The sequence below is a fragment of the Streptosporangium vulgare genome, from assembly GCF_042428775.1.
Classification (GTDB): domain Bacteria; phylum Actinomycetota; class Actinomycetes; order Streptosporangiales; family Streptosporangiaceae; genus Streptosporangium; species Streptosporangium vulgare.
Genome location: NZ_JBHMBS010000046.1, coordinates 21128 through 36585, shown reverse-complemented (window position 1 = coordinate 36585; position 15458 = coordinate 21128). Strand labels below are relative to the sequence as shown.

The 15458-nt window shown below is 74.3% G+C and carries 14 protein-coding genes and 1 pseudogene; 9 read left to right on the top strand and 6 right to left on the bottom strand.

The window, feature by feature from the left end; all coding sequences use genetic code 11:
* Positions 1–924: DUF4158 domain-containing protein (locus ACFFRH_RS42260; RefSeq protein WP_386163699.1), on the bottom strand; the 924-nt coding region annotated here is incomplete at its 3' end.
* 285 nt (positions 925–1209) lie between these two features.
* Here ACFFRH_RS42260 and ACFFRH_RS42255 point away from each other — a divergent pair.
* Positions 1210–1458 (top strand): annotated as a pseudogene (locus ACFFRH_RS42255) (Lrp/AsnC family transcriptional regulator); the annotation flags it as partial.
* A 158-nt stretch (positions 1459–1616) separates the two neighbouring features.
* Here the strand turns inward: ACFFRH_RS42255 and ACFFRH_RS42250 are convergent.
* The gene (locus tag ACFFRH_RS42250; RefSeq protein ID WP_386163697.1) at positions 1617–2354 is read right to left on the bottom strand and encodes an SDR family oxidoreductase; all 738 of its coding nucleotides are present in this window, start codon (positions 2352–2354) and stop codon (positions 1617–1619) included.
* Positions 2355–2446: 92 nt separating this feature from the next.
* On the opposite strand from ACFFRH_RS42250, the gene ACFFRH_RS42245 reads away from it, so the two are divergent.
* Positions 2447–3304: a LysR family transcriptional regulator gene (locus ACFFRH_RS42245; RefSeq protein WP_386163695.1), complete on the top strand. Its 858-nt coding sequence runs from the start codon at positions 2447–2449 to the stop codon at positions 3302–3304.
* An 86-nt stretch (positions 3305–3390) separates the two neighbouring features.
* Here the strand turns inward: ACFFRH_RS42245 and ACFFRH_RS42240 are convergent, their stop codons facing one another.
* Entirely contained in the window at positions 3391–5415 is a 2025-nt protein-coding gene (locus ACFFRH_RS42240; protein WP_386163693.1) for an AfsR/SARP family transcriptional regulator, read from the bottom strand.
* Positions 5416–5538: 123 nt separating this feature from the next.
* On the opposite strand from ACFFRH_RS42240, the gene ACFFRH_RS42235 reads away from it, so the two are divergent.
* On the top strand, positions 5539–6417 hold the full coding sequence (locus ACFFRH_RS42235; RefSeq protein WP_386163691.1) for an alpha/beta fold hydrolase: 879 nt from the start codon (positions 5539–5541) through the stop codon (positions 6415–6417).
* 282 nt (positions 6418–6699) lie between these two features.
* Here the strand turns inward: ACFFRH_RS42235 and ACFFRH_RS42230 are convergent, their stop codons facing one another.
* Positions 6700–7110, bottom strand: coding sequence for a VOC family protein (locus tag ACFFRH_RS42230; protein WP_386163689.1), 411 nt, complete (start codon positions 7108–7110; stop codon positions 6700–6702).
* 165 nt (positions 7111–7275) lie between these two features.
* On the opposite strand from ACFFRH_RS42230, the gene ACFFRH_RS42225 reads away from it, so the two are divergent.
* The 5 genes from ACFFRH_RS42225 to ACFFRH_RS42205 all read left to right on the top strand — a co-directional run bounded on the left by ACFFRH_RS42225 (position 7276) and on the right by ACFFRH_RS42205 (position 11812).
* The gene (locus tag ACFFRH_RS42225; protein WP_386163687.1) at positions 7276–8265 is read left to right on the top strand and encodes an acyl-CoA dehydrogenase family protein; all 990 of its coding nucleotides are present in this window, start codon (positions 7276–7278) and stop codon (positions 8263–8265) included.
* Positions 8262–9164: a PIG-L deacetylase family protein gene (locus tag ACFFRH_RS42220; protein WP_386163685.1), complete on the top strand. Its 903-nt coding sequence runs from the start codon at positions 8262–8264 to the stop codon at positions 9162–9164. The genes ACFFRH_RS42225 and ACFFRH_RS42220 overlap by 4 nt, the downstream gene beginning before the upstream one ends.
* A gap of 58 nt (positions 9165–9222) precedes the next feature.
* Entirely contained in the window at positions 9223–9849 is a 627-nt protein-coding gene (locus ACFFRH_RS42215) for a methyltransferase (RefSeq protein WP_344750026.1), read from the top strand.
* Complete coding sequence (locus ACFFRH_RS42210) at positions 9846–10658, top strand: glycosyltransferase family 2 protein (protein WP_344750027.1); 813 nt, start codon at positions 9846–9848, stop codon at positions 10656–10658. The genes ACFFRH_RS42215 and ACFFRH_RS42210 overlap by 4 nt, the downstream gene beginning before the upstream one ends.
* A gap of 287 nt (positions 10659–10945) precedes the next feature.
* Complete coding sequence (locus tag ACFFRH_RS42205; protein ID WP_344750028.1) at positions 10946–11812, top strand: SDR family NAD(P)-dependent oxidoreductase; 867 nt, start codon at positions 10946–10948, stop codon at positions 11810–11812.
* A gap of 13 nt (positions 11813–11825) precedes the next feature.
* Here ACFFRH_RS42205 and ACFFRH_RS42200 read toward each other — a convergent pair whose 3' ends face one another.
* Together ACFFRH_RS42200 and ACFFRH_RS42195 are read right to left on the bottom strand one after the other, a co-directional pair.
* Positions 11826–12563 carry a sulfite exporter TauE/SafE family protein gene (locus ACFFRH_RS42200; RefSeq protein WP_344750029.1) on the bottom strand — a complete coding sequence of 246 codons (738 nt, stop codon included), beginning with the start codon at positions 12561–12563 and terminating at the stop codon, positions 11826–11828.
* A gap of 305 nt (positions 12564–12868) precedes the next feature.
* Entirely contained in the window at positions 12869–13990 is a 1122-nt protein-coding gene (locus ACFFRH_RS42195; RefSeq protein ID WP_344750052.1) for a TetR/AcrR family transcriptional regulator, read from the bottom strand.
* 103 nt (positions 13991–14093) lie between these two features.
* Here ACFFRH_RS42195 and ACFFRH_RS42190 point away from each other — a divergent pair, with 103 nt between their 5' ends.
* A complete protein-coding gene (locus tag ACFFRH_RS42190; RefSeq protein WP_344750030.1) occupies positions 14094–15428 on the top strand; it encodes a cytochrome P450 family protein in 1335 nt (444 codons plus the stop codon).
* Positions 15429–15458 lie beyond the last annotated feature (30 nt).

The following is a 15458-nucleotide window of genomic DNA, read 5'->3' as shown; positions in this document are numbered from 1 at the left end:
CGGCCGAGTTAGGGCACGCTCGGGCCTAGCGGCCCTCCCGCGCGGGCCTTCACCCCCGGCCTGAAGGCCGGAGCACTGGCCCGCATTCGGTAGCAGGCACGCTTCCAGCACGATCCGCTTGACCTCGCCGTAGTCGCGCATCTCAGCGGCGTCCAGCGCCCGCGCCTCGGCCGCGAAATGGGCGATCTTGGAAGCGGGCACCCCTTTGAGCCAGGCGTCGCTGGCCCCGGCCATGCCGTCCAGCCAGGACAGATGGTCTAGCTGCTGGCGCAGCTTGGTCACCGTGGCCCGCGGTGCGCTCTTCTTGGCCCGGTCATGACCGCTGCGGCCGGTGGCCCGATCCACCTCCAGCATCGCCAGCATGCGCGCGTGGTCGTCGAAGCTCATCCGGCCGTAGGCCAGGGTGAAGATGGCGCCGTCGACCTCCGTGCGCACCTGAGCGGCCAGGTCATCCAGGGTGGAGAACGCCGGGAATTCGCAGCTGTTCTTGGCCAGCTCCTCCAGCGCCACGTTGATCAGATCGGCCGGGTGGTCTTTGGTCTTGGCTGCCTGCCGGATCGCCTGCTCGGCCAGCTTGCGCGCGGCGGCCTGATCGCCGTCCAGCCCCAGCCGGGCCCGCACCAGCACCTTGTGGTTGCGTCCGGTCCGCTCGGCCATGTCCGTTATGCCGATCCGCTCCGACAGGCCCAGCTCGTTCCGTACGTGCTCGATCACCTGGGCCGGGATTTCGGCCAGCCGCGGAAACCGGCCCACCCGCTGACAGGACTTCAGCCACACCATCAGCGACAGCCGGTTCTCATCGCTGTCGGTCATCTCCCGCGCCCAGTCCATCTCCGCCAGGCTCGGCGAGTACGCCTCGCGCAGTTCGCGCTCGGAGATCGTCCGCTTGAACCGCGGGTAAGCGGTCTTGTCGATCGAGGCCATCAGGCATTGCCTTCCCAGCAGCCCCGATCACCACAGAACGGGAGATACTGTAGCCAACCGAATACAGTCCGTGAGACGGAAACGCAGAAACCAGGGCCGACTCCCTCGCGGTCTACGGGCGGACAACTTCCGAGATTACGCGCCAACCCCGCAGCGAGCCTGATTCGGCATCGGATACCCCATCAACCCGGACCCGCAGCGGGCACGCCCTACGTTCTCAAGATCGACTCATGGCCGGTTTTGCCCGTATCTCGGCTGGACCCGAATGTCGAGCTCGCCAGGCGCGTGGGGCTCACCCCGCCCCCGTGCCTGCGCCGGGTGAAGCGCCTGGAGGAGGCGGGTGTCATCACCGGTTACCGGGCGACCCTCGACCACGGGATCCTCGGCGGCGGGCTGGAGGTCATCGTCTCCATCGAGGTCTCCGTGAGCGATCTGGAGACCCTGGAGCAGCTGGAGACGACGATCGCCGCCTACGACGAGGTCGTCGAGTTCCGTCGCCTGTTCGCCACCCCCGACTACCACCTGCGCGTGCTCGTCGCCGACTACGCCGCCTACGAGGCGTTCCAGACCGGGAAGATCATCGGTATCCCCGGGGGCCCGGGTGATCTCCCAGCCGACCATGAAGAAGATCAAGGTTCTCGACTGATCCCGGGCGCGGCCTCGCCCGGTGCCCGCCGGCCGGGGGGGCGGGGTCACCAGGGGACGACGCCGTCGTCCTCGAAGAACGAACCGGTCGGGCCGCCGTCGGGCAGCGTGGCGAGCCGGATCGCCGTGGCCGCGCCCTGTTCGGGGGTGCGGGGGCCCTGGAAGCCCGTGAAGTCGGTCGCGACCAGGCCCGGGCAGGCGGCGTTGATCAGGATGTTCGTACCGGCGAACTGCCGGGCGTACTGCACGGTGACGGCGTTGAGGAACGACTTCGACGGCGAGTAGGCCGCCATGACGGGGCCGATCTCGATGTCCGGGTCCGCCTGCCGGGTCAGGGAGGCGACGGCGCTGGAGACGTTGACGATGCGTGGCGACGCCGAGCGCCGCAGCAGCGGCAGCATCGCGTTGGTCACCCGGATGACACCGATGACGTTCGTCTCCACGACCGTGCGGACCATGTCGAGGTCGAGCGTGGTCGGGTCCTGCACCCACCCCGGCCCCACCTCTCCCGAGATCCCGGCGTTGTTGACCAGGACGTCCAGGCGCCCGGCCCGCCGTTCGACCAGGTCCGCGGCCTCGGTGACGCTTCGGTCGCCGGTCACCTCCAGCGGCACCCCGAACGCGTCGGCCCCGGCGGCGCGCAGCTTCTCGACGGCGGTCTCGCGCCGGGCCTCGTCGCGGGCCCCCACGCCCACGCGGTACCCGAGGGCGCCCAGCCCGGCCGCGATCTCGTATCCGATTCCCTTGTTCGCGCCGGTCACCAGCGCGATCCTCGTTTCGCTCATGTCGTCGATGTTCGCTCGCGGACGGGCGGCGCATCCAACACCGATACGGTGCACTGTCATACCTGGTAGGTATCACTGGGTACGCTGTGGCCGTGGAAACCTTGGAGATCCGCGAGTTGAGGTACTTCACGGCCGTCGCCGAGGAGCTGCACTTCGGCCGCGCCGCCGAGCGCCTCGGCATGGCCCAGCCGCCGCTGTCACGGGCGATCCAGCAGCTCGAGCGGCGCCTCGGCGTCCGCCTGCTGGAGCGTAACCGCCGTGGCGTCTCCCTGACCGGCGCCGGGGAGGTGCTGCTGCACGAGGGCCGCGCGGCCCTAGACGCGACCACCGCCGCCGCCCGCCGCACCCGCCGCGCCGGTGGCGCCGACGGTCCGGGGGGTTCCCGCGACCGCCTGGTGCTGGCGGTGAAGGCCGCCGACTCTCACGAGCTCCTGCGGAAGCTTCTCGACGCCTACGCGGCCGAGCCCGACGCCGCCGAGATCGAGGTGCTGCCGAGCGGCATGTGCGAGCAGGGGGAGATGCTGCGCGACGGCCGCGCGGACGCGGCGATCATGCACGCGCCGTTCAACTCCCTCGCCGGGTTCGACAGCGAGGAGCTGATGACCGAGGGGCAGATCGCCGTCCTGCCCGCCAGGCACCCCCTCGCCGCCCGCGCGACCCTGTCCATGGCCGACGTCGGCGACGTCCCCGGTCTTCCGCTCGCCCGCTGGCCCCGCCACGGCATCTACCCGCCCGGGCCGGGCCCCGAGATCCACGACCAGACGCAGCTGGCCCACCTGATCGCCCTCGGGCGCACCGCGGCCGTCTTCCCCGACTCCGCCCGCGCCTGGCTGTGGGCCGAGCACGCCGCCGTCCCCCTGACCGACGCGCCCCCCGTCGTCACCCACATCGCCTGGCCCGCGCACAGCCGCTCCCTCGCCCTCGCCGGGCTGATCCGCACGGCCGTATGACTGTGATCTCCCGTCACGGCACGCGGCCGCCGGCGTGAGGGGCTCGCGTGACGGGTCGCCGACCGGGCCCACCGCGTCGGCCGGGCTCACCGCGCCGGGTGGGAGCGGGCCGTGGTGGTGTGGCGGGCGAGGGCTTCGGCGAGGTCGTCGAGGTGCCGGGAGACCGGCCCCAGGGTGAGCAGGCCGCTGCCCGCTCCGGCCAGCTCCGCCGCCGCGGGAGCGAGCTCGCCGTACGCGCGTTCCATCGGCTCCCTGTCGCCGACGGCGATCGCGGCCCGCGCGAGGAGACACCACAGGGCCTCGGACATCAGGTCGCGGGGCGGGTCGGGGACGTCGCGCAGCGCCTCGGCGGCCTCGGCGGGACGATCTCGGGACAGCAGCACCAGGGGACGGGCCCACGGCTCGTAGGGACCCCAGTCGGTGTGCTCCCCGGCGCCCTCGTCAAAGGGGGCGGAGGGGACGGACGAGGCGTGCCGCAGGCGCAGGCACAGCAGCGCGAGCGGCAGCAGGCCGTGCTCCAGTCCGGGCATGCCGGCGCCGTCCAGTCGCGCGGCGGCGTCCCGGTAGGCCGCCTCGACCTCGGCCTCGGGCGCCCGCCCGGCCGCGGCGAGCCGCAGGGCCCGGTACCACTGTGTGAACACGCCCACCAGCGGCCGCTCGTGGCGCTCGGCGAGCCGGTCCGCGGCCGCCGCGTGCCGGTCGGCCCCGGCGAAGTCGGCGAGCGCGCCACGGGCCTGGACGCGGATGAGGTGCCCGAGTATCTGGAAGGCCGTCAGGCCGTGCCGGGTGGACAGGGCGACCAGCTCGGCGCCGACCTCGTCCCGGCGCGGGGCCAGGCCCGCGCGGTGGAAGCTCTGCATGAACACGCCGTTGAGGGCGAACGCCAGCAGCGCGGGATCGTCCAGGCGGCGGGCGATCTCCTCGGCCTCGCGGGCGGCCTGAGGCCCGCGTGCCGAGCGGGTGCCGCGTGACTCCACGGCGATCGTGGCCAGCAGGCCGGCCCGCGCCGCCTCGTGCTCACCCGGCGGGATGCCGGCCAGGGTGCGTTCGGCCGCGGCCACGACACGCGCCGCCTGTTCGGGGTCGTCGGAACGGGTCCAGATCGCCGGGACGTCGTAGGCGCCGATCACCCGGGCGGTCAGCTCCACGTCGCCCAGCTCCTCGGCGGCGTCGACGGCCTCCAGACGGTGCCGGCGAGCCGCCTCCAGTCCGGCGCCCCCGGTCACCGCGAGGCTGCGCAGCAGGCCCACCGTCGACTCCAGCCGGGCCCGGGGGCCGGAGGTCACGGTGCGGTCGTAGACGGCGGCGGTCTGCGCCCACACCCGGGCCGCCGTCCCGCCGGGCCCGGACGCGAGGTCGAGGTGTCCGGCGTGCCGGAGGATGTCGGTCTCCAGGCGGCGAAGGGGCGGGGCCGGATCCACCCCCAGCTGCTGGACCAGCGTCGTCCGCGCCCGGCGCAGCACGGCGAGCGCGTCGCCCTGGCGGCCGGTGCGGTACAGCGCGAGCGCCAGCAGCCGCCAGGCGTCCTCACGCCAGGGGTGCCCGGTCACGTGCGCGTCCAGGTCCGGCACCGCCTCGGCGGCCTGGCCGAGGGCGAGCCGGATCTCGGCCTGGCGCTCGACGGCCTGCAGCCGCAGCTCGGCCAGGCGGGCGCACTCGGTACGGGCCCAGTCCTGGTCTGCGAACTCGGCGTAGGCGGGCCCGCGCCACCACCCCAGCGCCTCGGCCAGCCCCGCGAGCCCGTCCTGGGGCGGCAGCGTCGCGGCGGCCGACACCGCCTGTTCGAAGCGCCAGGCGTCCACCGCGCCCGGCTCCGCGCGCAGGGCGTACCCCGGCCCCTCGGTGACCAGCAGCCGGGCCGGGGTCCGGGGCGGGCGCTCGGGTTCCAGCGCGCGGCGCAGCGCGGCCACGAAGGTGCGCACCGCGCCCACCGCGCCGGGAGGCGGATCGTCCCACAGGTCCTCGACCAGGCCGGTGATCGGGACGACACGGCGGCGGGCGATGATCAGCCGGGCCAGCACCTCGCGGTGCCTCGGCCCCTTGAGGGCGATCGCGTCCCCGGCAGCGTCCCAGGCCGTCACCGGCCCCAGCACCCCGAACACGACCCGCACCCTTGACCGTCCCTTCCCGGGGGCGTCCCCCCTGGCCACGGTAGCGCGCTGACCGGATGCTCATTCGCGCCCGGCAGGCTGAAGGCGTCCGACCACCCACCGCCCACGGAAGAGAGCGCGACCATGGCGCCTGTCATCACCGGATTCGACTACCGGCGCGTCCCCGTCGCCGACGGCGTGTCTTTGAACGCGGCCGTCGCGGGGACGGGCAGCCCGATCGTGCTGCTGCACGGTTTCCCCCAGACCCACCTGATGTGGCGGCACGTCGCCGCCGACCTGGCGGCCGACCACACCGTGATCTGCCCCGACCTGCGCGGCTACGGCGCCAGCGACAAGCCGGCCGAGACCGACGACACCACCTACTCCAAGCGCACCATGGCCGCCGACATCGTCGCCCTGGCCCGCGCGCTGGGGCACGAGCGCTTCGCGCTGGCCGGGCACGACCGGGGCGCCCTGGTCGCCATCCGCGCCGGCCTGGACCACCCCGGCACGATCACCCACCTGGCCAGCCTCGACGTGCTGCCCACCCTGGACATGTGGGAGGTGATGCACGGCGTCACCGCGGCCGTCGGCTTCCACCTGTACCTGATGGCCCAGCCTCCCGGCCTGCCCGAGCAGATGATCGCCGCCAGTTCCGACGCCTTCTTCGGGTATTTCCTGGACGTCTGGACCAAGGACCCGCGGGCGATTCCCGCCGATGTCCGCGCCGCCTACCTGGACGCCTCCCGGGCGGCGGTGCCCTCGATCGTGGCCGACTACCGTGCCTCCGCCGGGGTCGACGTCGCCCACGACCGGGCCGACCGGGACGCGGGCAACCGGCTGCGGATGCCGGTCACCGTGCTCCAGCAGGACTGGGGCGCCGCCCTCGGTTTCGACGCGGCGGCGCTGTGGAGCGCCTGGGCGTCCGACCTGCGGCACATCCCCGTCACCTTCGGCCACTTCATGGCGGAAGAGGCCCCCGCCGATGTCGCCGAGGCCCTTCGGGACCTGCTCTCGCGCTGAACGACCGGATCGCGGTGACGCGGCGTCCGGCGTGACCCGCCGCCCGGTGCGCCGGGGCCACCGGGCGGTACGGCCGGGGCCGAGCGGGACCGGTGCGGCCGGGGCGGCCTGGGCGAGCGGGGCGGGTGAGGCGGGCGGGATCGGCGGGTGAGGCGACAGGCGACCCGCGTGGGTCGCCCCGCCTGTCCCGCCCCGCCCCGTCCCGCCGAGACGGGCGGTCGTCGAGGAGGCGGCCCCCGGCGAGGACGGCGAAGCCTCCGTCTGAGGGGGATCGGCTGGAGGTCAGGTCTTCTCGACCGAGTGGAGGACATCCAGATAGTGCCGGTTGTACATGATGCCGAGGATGTTCCCGAAGGGGTCGACCACCGAGGCGCCGACGAATCCCTGGCCGAACTCCCGGGGCGGCTCGTGCTCCTTGGCCCCCAGCGACAGCAGCCGGTCGAGGGATTCCTGGACGTCGTCGACGTGCCAGTACGTGACGACACCGGCCGGGCCGGTCTCCACGTCGTCGGCGAGCTCGCGCGCGTAGCGGCTGTCGAGCAGGCCCAGCTCGTGCTGGTAGTCGCCGAAGCGGAACTCGACGTATCCGGGCTTGTCGAAGTACGGCTCGACCCCCAGCACCTCGGTGTACCACTTCTTGGCCGCGTCCAGGTCGGCGGCGTGGAATCTGACGGTGGTAAGTCCTCGTAACATCGGTTCTCCCCTCATCGCCGCGAATACTTGCCGAAGAAGGTAAACGAAAACATCGAAAGGCTTGTGGATTTCTTTTTCCGGAAATCCAGTGAAGATCTTGCCGAAGGAGAACTAACCCTTTTACCAGGAATGATATGAGTACCCCCCGCCGGGTAGGCCCCGTCCATGGATGGGGAACGGCAGGATGACCGGGGTGCCACCGCCTGGCGCGGTGAGGTCGAAAGAGAGTTCGCCACCGAGGTGGAGTCCGGGCGGCTGGACCTCCCGCTGCCCGGCGCGGGGCGGACCAGGCGGCGATGGGAGGCGTTGAGCTCGCTGGCCCGGCGGGATCTGTCGCTGGCGCGGCTGTGCGAGGGGCACACCGACGCCGTCGCGATCCTCGCCGAGCTCGCCGGTCCCGCACCGGCGGCCGGCGACCGGTGGGGCGTGTGGGCGGCCCGGCCGCCCGGCCCGTCCCTCTCGGCGCGTCCCGAGGGGGGCGGGTGGCTGCTGAGCGGGACCAAGCAGTACTGCTCGGGGGCGCGGGTGTGCACCCACGCCCTGGTGACCGCGGACGCGCCGGACGGCCCCCGGCTGTTCGCCGTGCCGGTCCGCGGCCTGCGGCCGGTGGCCGGCAGCTGGCCGGCGACGGGGATGGCGGCCAGTGACACCCTGGACGTCCGCTTCGACGAGGTTCCCGGCGAACCGGTGGGACCGGTGGACGGGTATGTGAAGAGGCCCGGTTTCCACCACGGCGGCGCGGGCGTCGCCGCGTGCTGGTACGGAGGGGCCAGGGGCGTGGCCGAGGCGTTGCTGGCCGCCGCGGCCGAGCGGGACGTCGGCCCGCACGCCCTCGCCCACCTGGGCGCGATCGACGTGGCGCTGCGGACCGCGAGGGCCGCCCTGGAGGAGGCGGCCGACGAGATCGACGCCGACCCTTACGACCTCAAGAACGCCGGGAGGGCACGGTCCCTGCGCCTCAAGGCGCTGGTGGAGGCCGTGGCCACCGACGTCATGGGCAGGGTGGGCAGGGCGCTGGGCGCCGGGCCGCTCGGCCACGACGCCGCGCACGGGCGCCGGGTCGCCGACCTCACGGTCTACCTGCGCCAGCATCACGCCGAACGCGACCTCGCCGCGCTGGGGGCCATCGTCGCCGAGCAGGGAGCCGGCTGGTGAGCACCGAACGGGCCGGCAGGGCGGGCAGCGCCGAGCGGTCGGACACGACAGGCAGCACAGGCAGCACAGGCAGCACGGGCAGCACAGGCGGCACGGGCGGCACGGGCGGCGTCGGCTGGGAAGAACGAGCGGACAGGACGGGCAGCGTCGGCCGGGAGGACCGGGGCGGCTGGGCCGATCCCGCCCCCAACCCGATCGACGCCCCGGGAACCTCGGAGGCCGAGTGGCGTGCCTGGCCGGGACTGGGCGCCCTCCCGGAGCTCGCGTACGGCGGCTGGCGCAGCGCGGTGGTGATCGCCGCCCACCCCGACGACGAGGTGCTGGGGCTCGGCGGCCTGCTGGCGCTGCTGGCGGCCTCGGGCGTACGGCTGCGCCTGGTCGCCGTCACCGACGGCGAGGCCTCCCATCCGGGAATCGCCGACGTGCCGGCGCTGGTGGCACGGAGGGTGGGGGAGACCGCGTCCGCGCTGGCGGCCTTGGGGGCCGGCGGCGTCGAGATCGTGCGGCTGGGCATGCCCGACACCGGGCTGGCCGAGCGCGAGGACGAGCTCGCCCGGACGCTGGGGCGGGCGGCCTCCGGGTTCGAGGTGTGCCTGGCCCCGTGGGAGGCGGACGTGCACTCCGATCACGAGGCGGCGGGCAGGGCCGCGGTCTCGGCGGGGCTGCGCCCCTACTTCTATCCGATCTGGGCCTGGCACTGGGCCAGGCCCGGCGACGCGCGGCTGCCCTGGGAGCGGGCGCTGCGGATCCCGCTGCCCCCGGCGGTCCTGGCCCGCAAGCGGGCGGCGATCGGCTGTTTCGCCAGCCAGCTGGAGCTTCGCGGCGCCGGCCTGGAGGCGGTGCTCCCTCCCGGAGTCGTCGCCCACTTCACCCGCGACCACGAGGTGCTCTTCCGTTGACATCTCCCCCCAAGGCCCCCGGAACCGGGGCCCGGGGCATCCACGCTGGAGGTATCCGATGACGACTCATCCGGCGACACTCGGACCGGAGTACTTCGAGGACATGTACGCGGCCTCCTCCGACCCGTGGGGGTTCACCTCCCGCTGGTACGAGGAGCGCAAGTACGCCATCAGTGCCGCGCTGCTGCCCGCGCGCCGCTACCGCGACGCCTTCGAGGCGGGCTGCTCCATCGGGGTGTTCACCGCCCTGCTCGCCCCGCGCTGCGACCGGCTGCTCGCCTGCGACCTGTCCTCCGTCGCGGTCGCGGCGGCCGCGGAACGCGCCGCCGGCCACCCGGGGACGCGCGTGCGGCGGCTCGTCCTGCCCGGCGAGTGGCCCGAGCGGGAGGGAGGGTTCGACCTCATCGTGCTGTCGGAGGTGCTCTACTACTTCGGCGGGGCCGACCTGGAGCGGATGCTGGACCTGGCGACCACCTCGCTGACCCCCGGGGGAACCCTGCTCGCGGTGCACTGGAGGCACCCCGTCGCGGAGTATCCGCGCGGCGGCGAGGAGGTGCACCGGGCCCTGGCCGGGCGCGAGGAGCTGACCCGCCTCGTCGACCACCGTGAGCCGGACTTCCTCGCCGAGGTCTATCTGCGCGGTTCCCGGGCTCCCTCGGTGGCCGAGTCCGAGGGAATCGTGTGATCCAGGCCGTCGGGGTCGTGGTGCCCGCCCGCGACGAGGAGGAGCTGCTGCCCGCCTGCCTGGCCTCGCTGGACCTGGCCGGGCGCATGATCCCCGGCGTGGCGGTCCATCTGATCGTCGTCGCCGACACCTGCGGTGACCGTACGGCGTCCATCGCCGCGCGGGCCGGGGCGACCGTCGTCGAGGGCACCATGACCAACGTCGGGCAGGCGCGGCTGGCGGGCACGCAGGTGCTCCTGCGGCGGACCCGGGGCCTGGATCCCGCCACCGTCTGGGTCGCCACCACCGACGCCGACACCCTGGTGCCGCCCTGCTGGCTCGGCCGCCAGCTCAGGCACGCCGCCCAGGGGTGGGAGGCCATCGTCGGCACGGTGACGGTCACCGACTGGTCCGGCTACCCGTCGTGGTGCCGGACCGCCTACGCCGAGGGGTACACCGCCGGAACGGAGACGAGCGACACCGAGGCGATCGGTGTGAAGGCGAACGGCGAGAACGGTGGGAACGCGGCCTGCCAGGAGAGGACCGGCGACGCGCGATGGCACCCGCACGTGCACGGCGCCAACCTGGGTCTCACCGCCGCGGCCTACCTGGCGGTCGGCGGGTTCAGCGCGCTGCCGACCGGGGAGGACGACGCCCTGGTCCGGGCCCTGGAGTCGGCCGGCAGACGGGTCCTGCGCACCACCGGCGTGAGCGTGGTGACCTCGGCGCGCCGCGACCCCCGGGCACCGGACGGCTTCGGTCACTTCCTCGCCCGGCTCGAACGCGACACCGCCTCCGCCGCGTGCCGGCCGTCCGGGCAGCCGTTCTGAGCCGCTGAGACCACCGAAGCCACTGAGACCGCTGAGGCCATTGAGGCCACTGAGGCCGCCGATCCCCGGCATGCCGCGCCCGCTGGCGGTGATCACGCGGATCGTCCGGTCGTCCGGCCGTCCCGTGGTTTCGCCGTGCCGTCCGCAAGATGCCCGCCCGGGAACCGGCGGCGCGCCGCCCACCGGCCCGGTGTGTAGAGGCCCCGGCCCGGGGAAGTCCCGCTCTTTGCGCGGGGGCGTCCACGCGGGCGCCGCGACCGGAGCGAGGCGCGTCCTCGGGAATCGGCGTGCGCCGCAGGGCGGCGGGCGCCCCCGGGTTCCTCGCCGGTCACCGCGACCGGCGCGAGCGCGGATCCGCGGCGGTCCGCGGAGAGGGGGAGAACGTGAACGGTTCGTACGTGGTGACGGGTGGCGGCCGGGGGATCGGCAGGGCGGTGGTCGAGCGGCTGCTCGGCGACGGTGGCGCCGTCGTCGCCATCGAGCTCGATCCGGCGGCCCTGGACTGGACGGCCGGCCACCCGGCGGGGCCGCGCCTGGCCGCCGTGGTGGGGGACGCCGCCGACGAGGCCGTCGCCGGGCGCGCCGCCGACGTCGCCCAGGAGCTCGCCCCGCTCGCCGGGTGGGTCAACAACGCCGCCGTCTTCAGGGACGCCTCGATCCACTCCGCCACCGCGCGGGAGGTGCTCGACCTGATCGCGCTGAACCTCGACGGGGCCGTCGTGGGGTGTGCCACCGCCGTCCGCCGCTTCCTCGCCGCCGCGACGCCGGGGGCGATCGTCAACGTCTCCTCGCACCAGGCCCGGCAGGCGGTGGTGGGCTGCCTGCCGTACGTGACGGCGAAGGCGGCCATGGAGGGGATGACCCGCGCGCTCGCGGTCGAGTACGGGCCGCGGGGGATCCGGGTCAACGCCGTGGCGCCGGGCTCGGTCGACACCGAGCGCTACGCGGAGTTCCTCGGCTCGCGCGGGCCGGACGAGGCCGCCCTGGTGGAGCGGGAGATGGCCCTGCTGCACCCGATCGGCAGGGTGGCGCGTCCCGAGGAGGTCGCGTCCGCGATCGTCCACCTGCTCTCCGACGACGCGGCCTTCATCACCGGCGCGACCGTGCCCGTCGACGGCGGCCGGACGGTGCTGGCCCGCGACCCCGAGGGGTGAGCGGGGCACGGCGTCACAGCAGCAGGCGCACCGCGGCGAGCAGCGTGAGGCCCAGCGTGATCCGTTCGAAGAGCGTGCGGTCGATGTGGCCGATGACGACGCGGCCGATCGCGGCTCCGGCGAGGACCGCCGGGGCGCCCAGCGCGGCGAAGACGAGGGTGGCGGGGGTGATGAGGCCCAGCGCGACGCTGAACGGCACCTTGAAGGCGTTGATCGTCAGGAAGAACCAGGCGCTGGTGCCCAGGAAGCCCAGCATCGGCAGGCCCGCCGCCAGGAGGTAGACGGCCATGATGGGGCCGGCCGCGTTCGCCGTCATGGTGGCGAAGCCGGCGAAGGCGCCCGCGAGGGCGGCCACCGGGCGGCGATGGGCGAGCGAGTCCTCCGGCGCCCGGCGCCGGTTCCACAGGTGAACGGCGATGATCACCAGCAGGATCGCCCCGATGAGCCGTCTCATCTGCGCGTCGTCGACCCAGCGCACCACCACGGCTCCGGCGACCACACCCAGCGCGACCCACGGGAACAGCCTGATCAGCCTCGGCCAGTCGGCGTGGCGCCGGTAGGAGGCCACGGCGACCAGGTCGCCGACGAGCAGGAGCGGCAGCAGCGCACCGGTGGACTGCCTGGTCGGCAGCACGAGCGCGAAGAGGGCGACCGCCACCGTCCCGGTGCCGGAGACGCCGGTCTTGGAGAAGCCCACCAGGAACAGGGCGGCCAGCAGGATGAGCCACTGGACGGCGTCGAGGGAGGGCATCAGCCTCGCCGACGGGAGGAGGAGGGAGAAAAGGTCACAGGTGACCGTACATGATGCCTCAGCCGGCGAATTCTCTGGCCGGGCCCCCGAGGTTCCGGTGAGCGCGCCGGCGCCTCGGCGCCGGGCGGCCCCGGCGGCGTAGGCGGCCTCACCGTCCCGACACCGATGGCCTCACCACTCCGATACCGGTGACTTCACCACTCCGGTGTCGGCGGCCTCACCGTCCCGGGGCGGGCGGCTCACCCGGTGCCGGCGGCCTCGTCACCCGAGGGCCCGTGCCGGACCGGACTTCGGTGCCGGTGGCCTCATCGCCCCGGGGCCGGTGCCGAGGGGCGCGCGGCCTCGCCCGCGACGGCCTCACCCGGTGTCGAGGCCGCCGTGTGGCACGCGCCGCGGCCGTCGGCGCGCACGACGATCCGGCCCGCCTCGACGCGGACGGCGGCCTCGGTCGCGTCGCTGACGGCCGGGACGCCGGCCGCCGCGGCCAGTGTGCCCGAGCCGTCGAGCACCACCTGCAGGCGCGGCCACGCCGAGGGCGGGAAGGCCTGGCGCAGGCAGCCGCAGAAGTCGGCGACGACCAGCCGGGCCAGCGGTGCCAGTTCGTCGGGGTCGCCGGTGACCAGGACGGCGGTGACCGCGGCATCCGGCGGTGCGGCCCGTACCGCCTCCTCGGCGGCTTCGAGGCGGTGCAGCCCGAGGATCGCCACCACGCCGTCGCCGGTGAGCCGCGCGGCCTCGGCGCGTACCGCGTCCGGCGCGGGCGGCGGGGACCACGCCTCGTCGGCGGGTCTGGCCCGCGGGATCCACGGCGTGGACGGCCACCTGTCGTCGAGGTCGAGGTCGGCGAGCCGCTCGCAGGCGCCGACGATGGTGAAGGGGTCGGTGAAGCCGGGGGCGGCGGCGGCCAGCTGGCTCGCGCCGTGCAGGGTGGTGAGCGCGGCCTCGGCCACGCGCGTCAGGCGGCCGTCGGGGGTGGCGGGCGGGCGCAGGCGCTCCAGGGCGAGCCCGAGCAGGAGCGCGTTCAGCTTCGTCAGCTGCGTGAACGGCCGCCGGGTCCGCTCGTCGGCGAGGATCTCCGGCATCAGGTCCACGCCGATCCTGGCCAGGCCGTGCTGCCCGTCGGTGGTCAGGGGGAGCCGGGCCAGCCAGGCACGGGCGAGCGCGCCGAGCGCCTCGCGGAGGGTGAGGCTCGGCTCCGGGTTCGGTGGCTCGGGGGCGCGCTCGGCGAGGTCGGCCAGGACCGTGAAGTACAGGGCCCGCTTGCCGGGGAAGTTGGAGTAGACCGCGCCGCGGGTGAGCTCGGCGCGCTCGGCGATGGCGTCGATCTTCGCGTCGCGGAAACCGTGCTCGGCGAACTCCTCCACCGCCGCGGCCAGCACCCTGGCGCGGTTGCGCTCCTGCAGCTGCGCCCTGCTGAGCCGGGTCATCGTCCCCCTCGTCACCGCGTTGCCGTCGATCCGGATCCAAGATACCGTGACCACTCAGATGACGGGATCATCTGTTTACATCATCTGAAATTCAGGAGGATCCATGACCGCTGCCGGCCAGGACGTGAACGGCGTCCCCGAGGCTCCTGAGGTCCCCGAGACCTCCGAGGCTCCTGAGGTCTCGGAGACCTCCGAGGCTTCTGAGGTCTCCGAGACCCCTGCGGCTCCCGAGGTCCCCGAGATCCACCTCACCGACGCCGAGGTGCTGCGCGACCCCTTCGCCGCGTACGGGCGCGCCAGGGAGGTCTCGCCGCTGGCGCGGCTGGTGGCCCCGGGTTTCGGCCCGATGCTGGCCCTCACCCGGCACGAGGACGTCAGGGCGATGCTGAGCGATCCGCGGTTCGAGATCAACGCCGCCAGCTTCATGCGGCCCGACGTGCCCGAGGACTGCCTGCCCTACATGCGGACCATGAGTGAGATGGACGGGCCCGAGCACCTGCGGCTGCGCAGGCTGGTGTCGCCGGCGTTCAGCGCGCGCCGCGCCGCCGAGTTCCGGCCGCGGATCGAGCCCATCGTCGACGCCCTGCTCGACGACCTGCCCGGCCTGGCCGAGCAGGCCGAGCAGGCCGAGCAGGCCCGGCACGGCGTGGTGGACCTGCTGGGGCACTTCGCCCGGCCGCTGCCGATGGACGTCATCTGCGAGCTGGTCGGTATTCCCGGCGCCGACCGCCCGCGCTGGCGCGAGTACGGCGCCACCGTCGTGGGGGGCGGCGGCCAGAGGTTCGCCGAGGCCATCCCGGGCATCATGGAGGGCGCCAGGGCGGCGGTCGCGCGCCGACGCGCCGAACCCGGCGACGACCTGCTGTCGGACCTCATCCGCGCCCAGGCCGACGACGGCGACCGGCTCAGCGACACCGAGCTGGTCACCATGGTCTGGCACCTGGTCATGGCGGGGCAGACACCCACGAACCTCATCGCCAACGCCGTGGAGGTCCTGCTCACCCACCCCGGCCACCTCGCCGCGCTGCGCGAGGACGCCGGGCTCATGCCGCGCGCCGTCGAGGAGCTGACGCGCTGGTGCGGCCCGACGCTGTTGTCGATCCCCCGCTACGCGCGCGAGGACGTCGAGCTGCACGGCACGCTGGTGCGCAAGGGCGAGCCCGTCACCGCCGCGATCGCCGCCGCCAACCGCGACCCGCGCGCGTTCGCCGACCCCGACCTGCTCGACCTGGGCCGGTCCACCGCGACGGCGGGACACCTCGGGTTCGCCCACGGGCCGCATTTCTGCCTGGGGGCCTCGCTGGCCCGCGTGCAGACCGAGGTCGCGCTCACGGCGCTGCTGCGCCGCTTTCCCGGTCTGGCCCTCGCCCCGGAGAACGCCGGACGCGCCCCCGACCCGGGCACCTGGCGCCTGGCCTCACTACTCGTGACCCTCTGAAACGCCCCGCCCCCTGCTTCGTACGACCGT

Coding starts and splice junctions, on each gene's coding strand:
- ACFFRH_RS42250 (WP_386163697.1), bottom strand. CDS start 2,354: ATGAGCGAAACGAGGATCGCGCTGGTGACCGGCGCGAACAAGGGAATC.
- ACFFRH_RS42235 (WP_386163691.1), top strand. CDS start 5,539: ATGGCGCCTGTCATCACCGGATTCGACTACCGGCGCGTCCCCGTCGCC.
- ACFFRH_RS42230 (WP_386163689.1), bottom strand. CDS start 7,110: ATGTTACGAGGACTTACCACCGTCAGATTCCACGCCGCCGACCTGGAC.
- ACFFRH_RS42225 (WP_386163687.1), top strand. CDS start 7,276: ATGGATGGGGAACGGCAGGATGACCGGGGTGCCACCGCCTGGCGCGGT.
- ACFFRH_RS42215 (WP_344750026.1), top strand. CDS start 9,223: ATGACGACTCATCCGGCGACACTCGGACCGGAGTACTTCGAGGACATG.
- ACFFRH_RS42200 (WP_344750029.1), bottom strand. CDS start 12,563: ATGCCCTCCCTCGACGCCGTCCAGTGGCTCATCCTGCTGGCCGCCCTG.
- ACFFRH_RS42195 (WP_344750052.1), bottom strand. CDS start 13,990: ATGACCCGGCTCAGCAGGGCGCAGCTGCAGGAGCGCAACCGCGCCAGG.
- ACFFRH_RS42190 (WP_344750030.1), top strand. CDS start 14,094: ATGACCGCTGCCGGCCAGGACGTGAACGGCGTCCCCGAGGCTCCTGAG.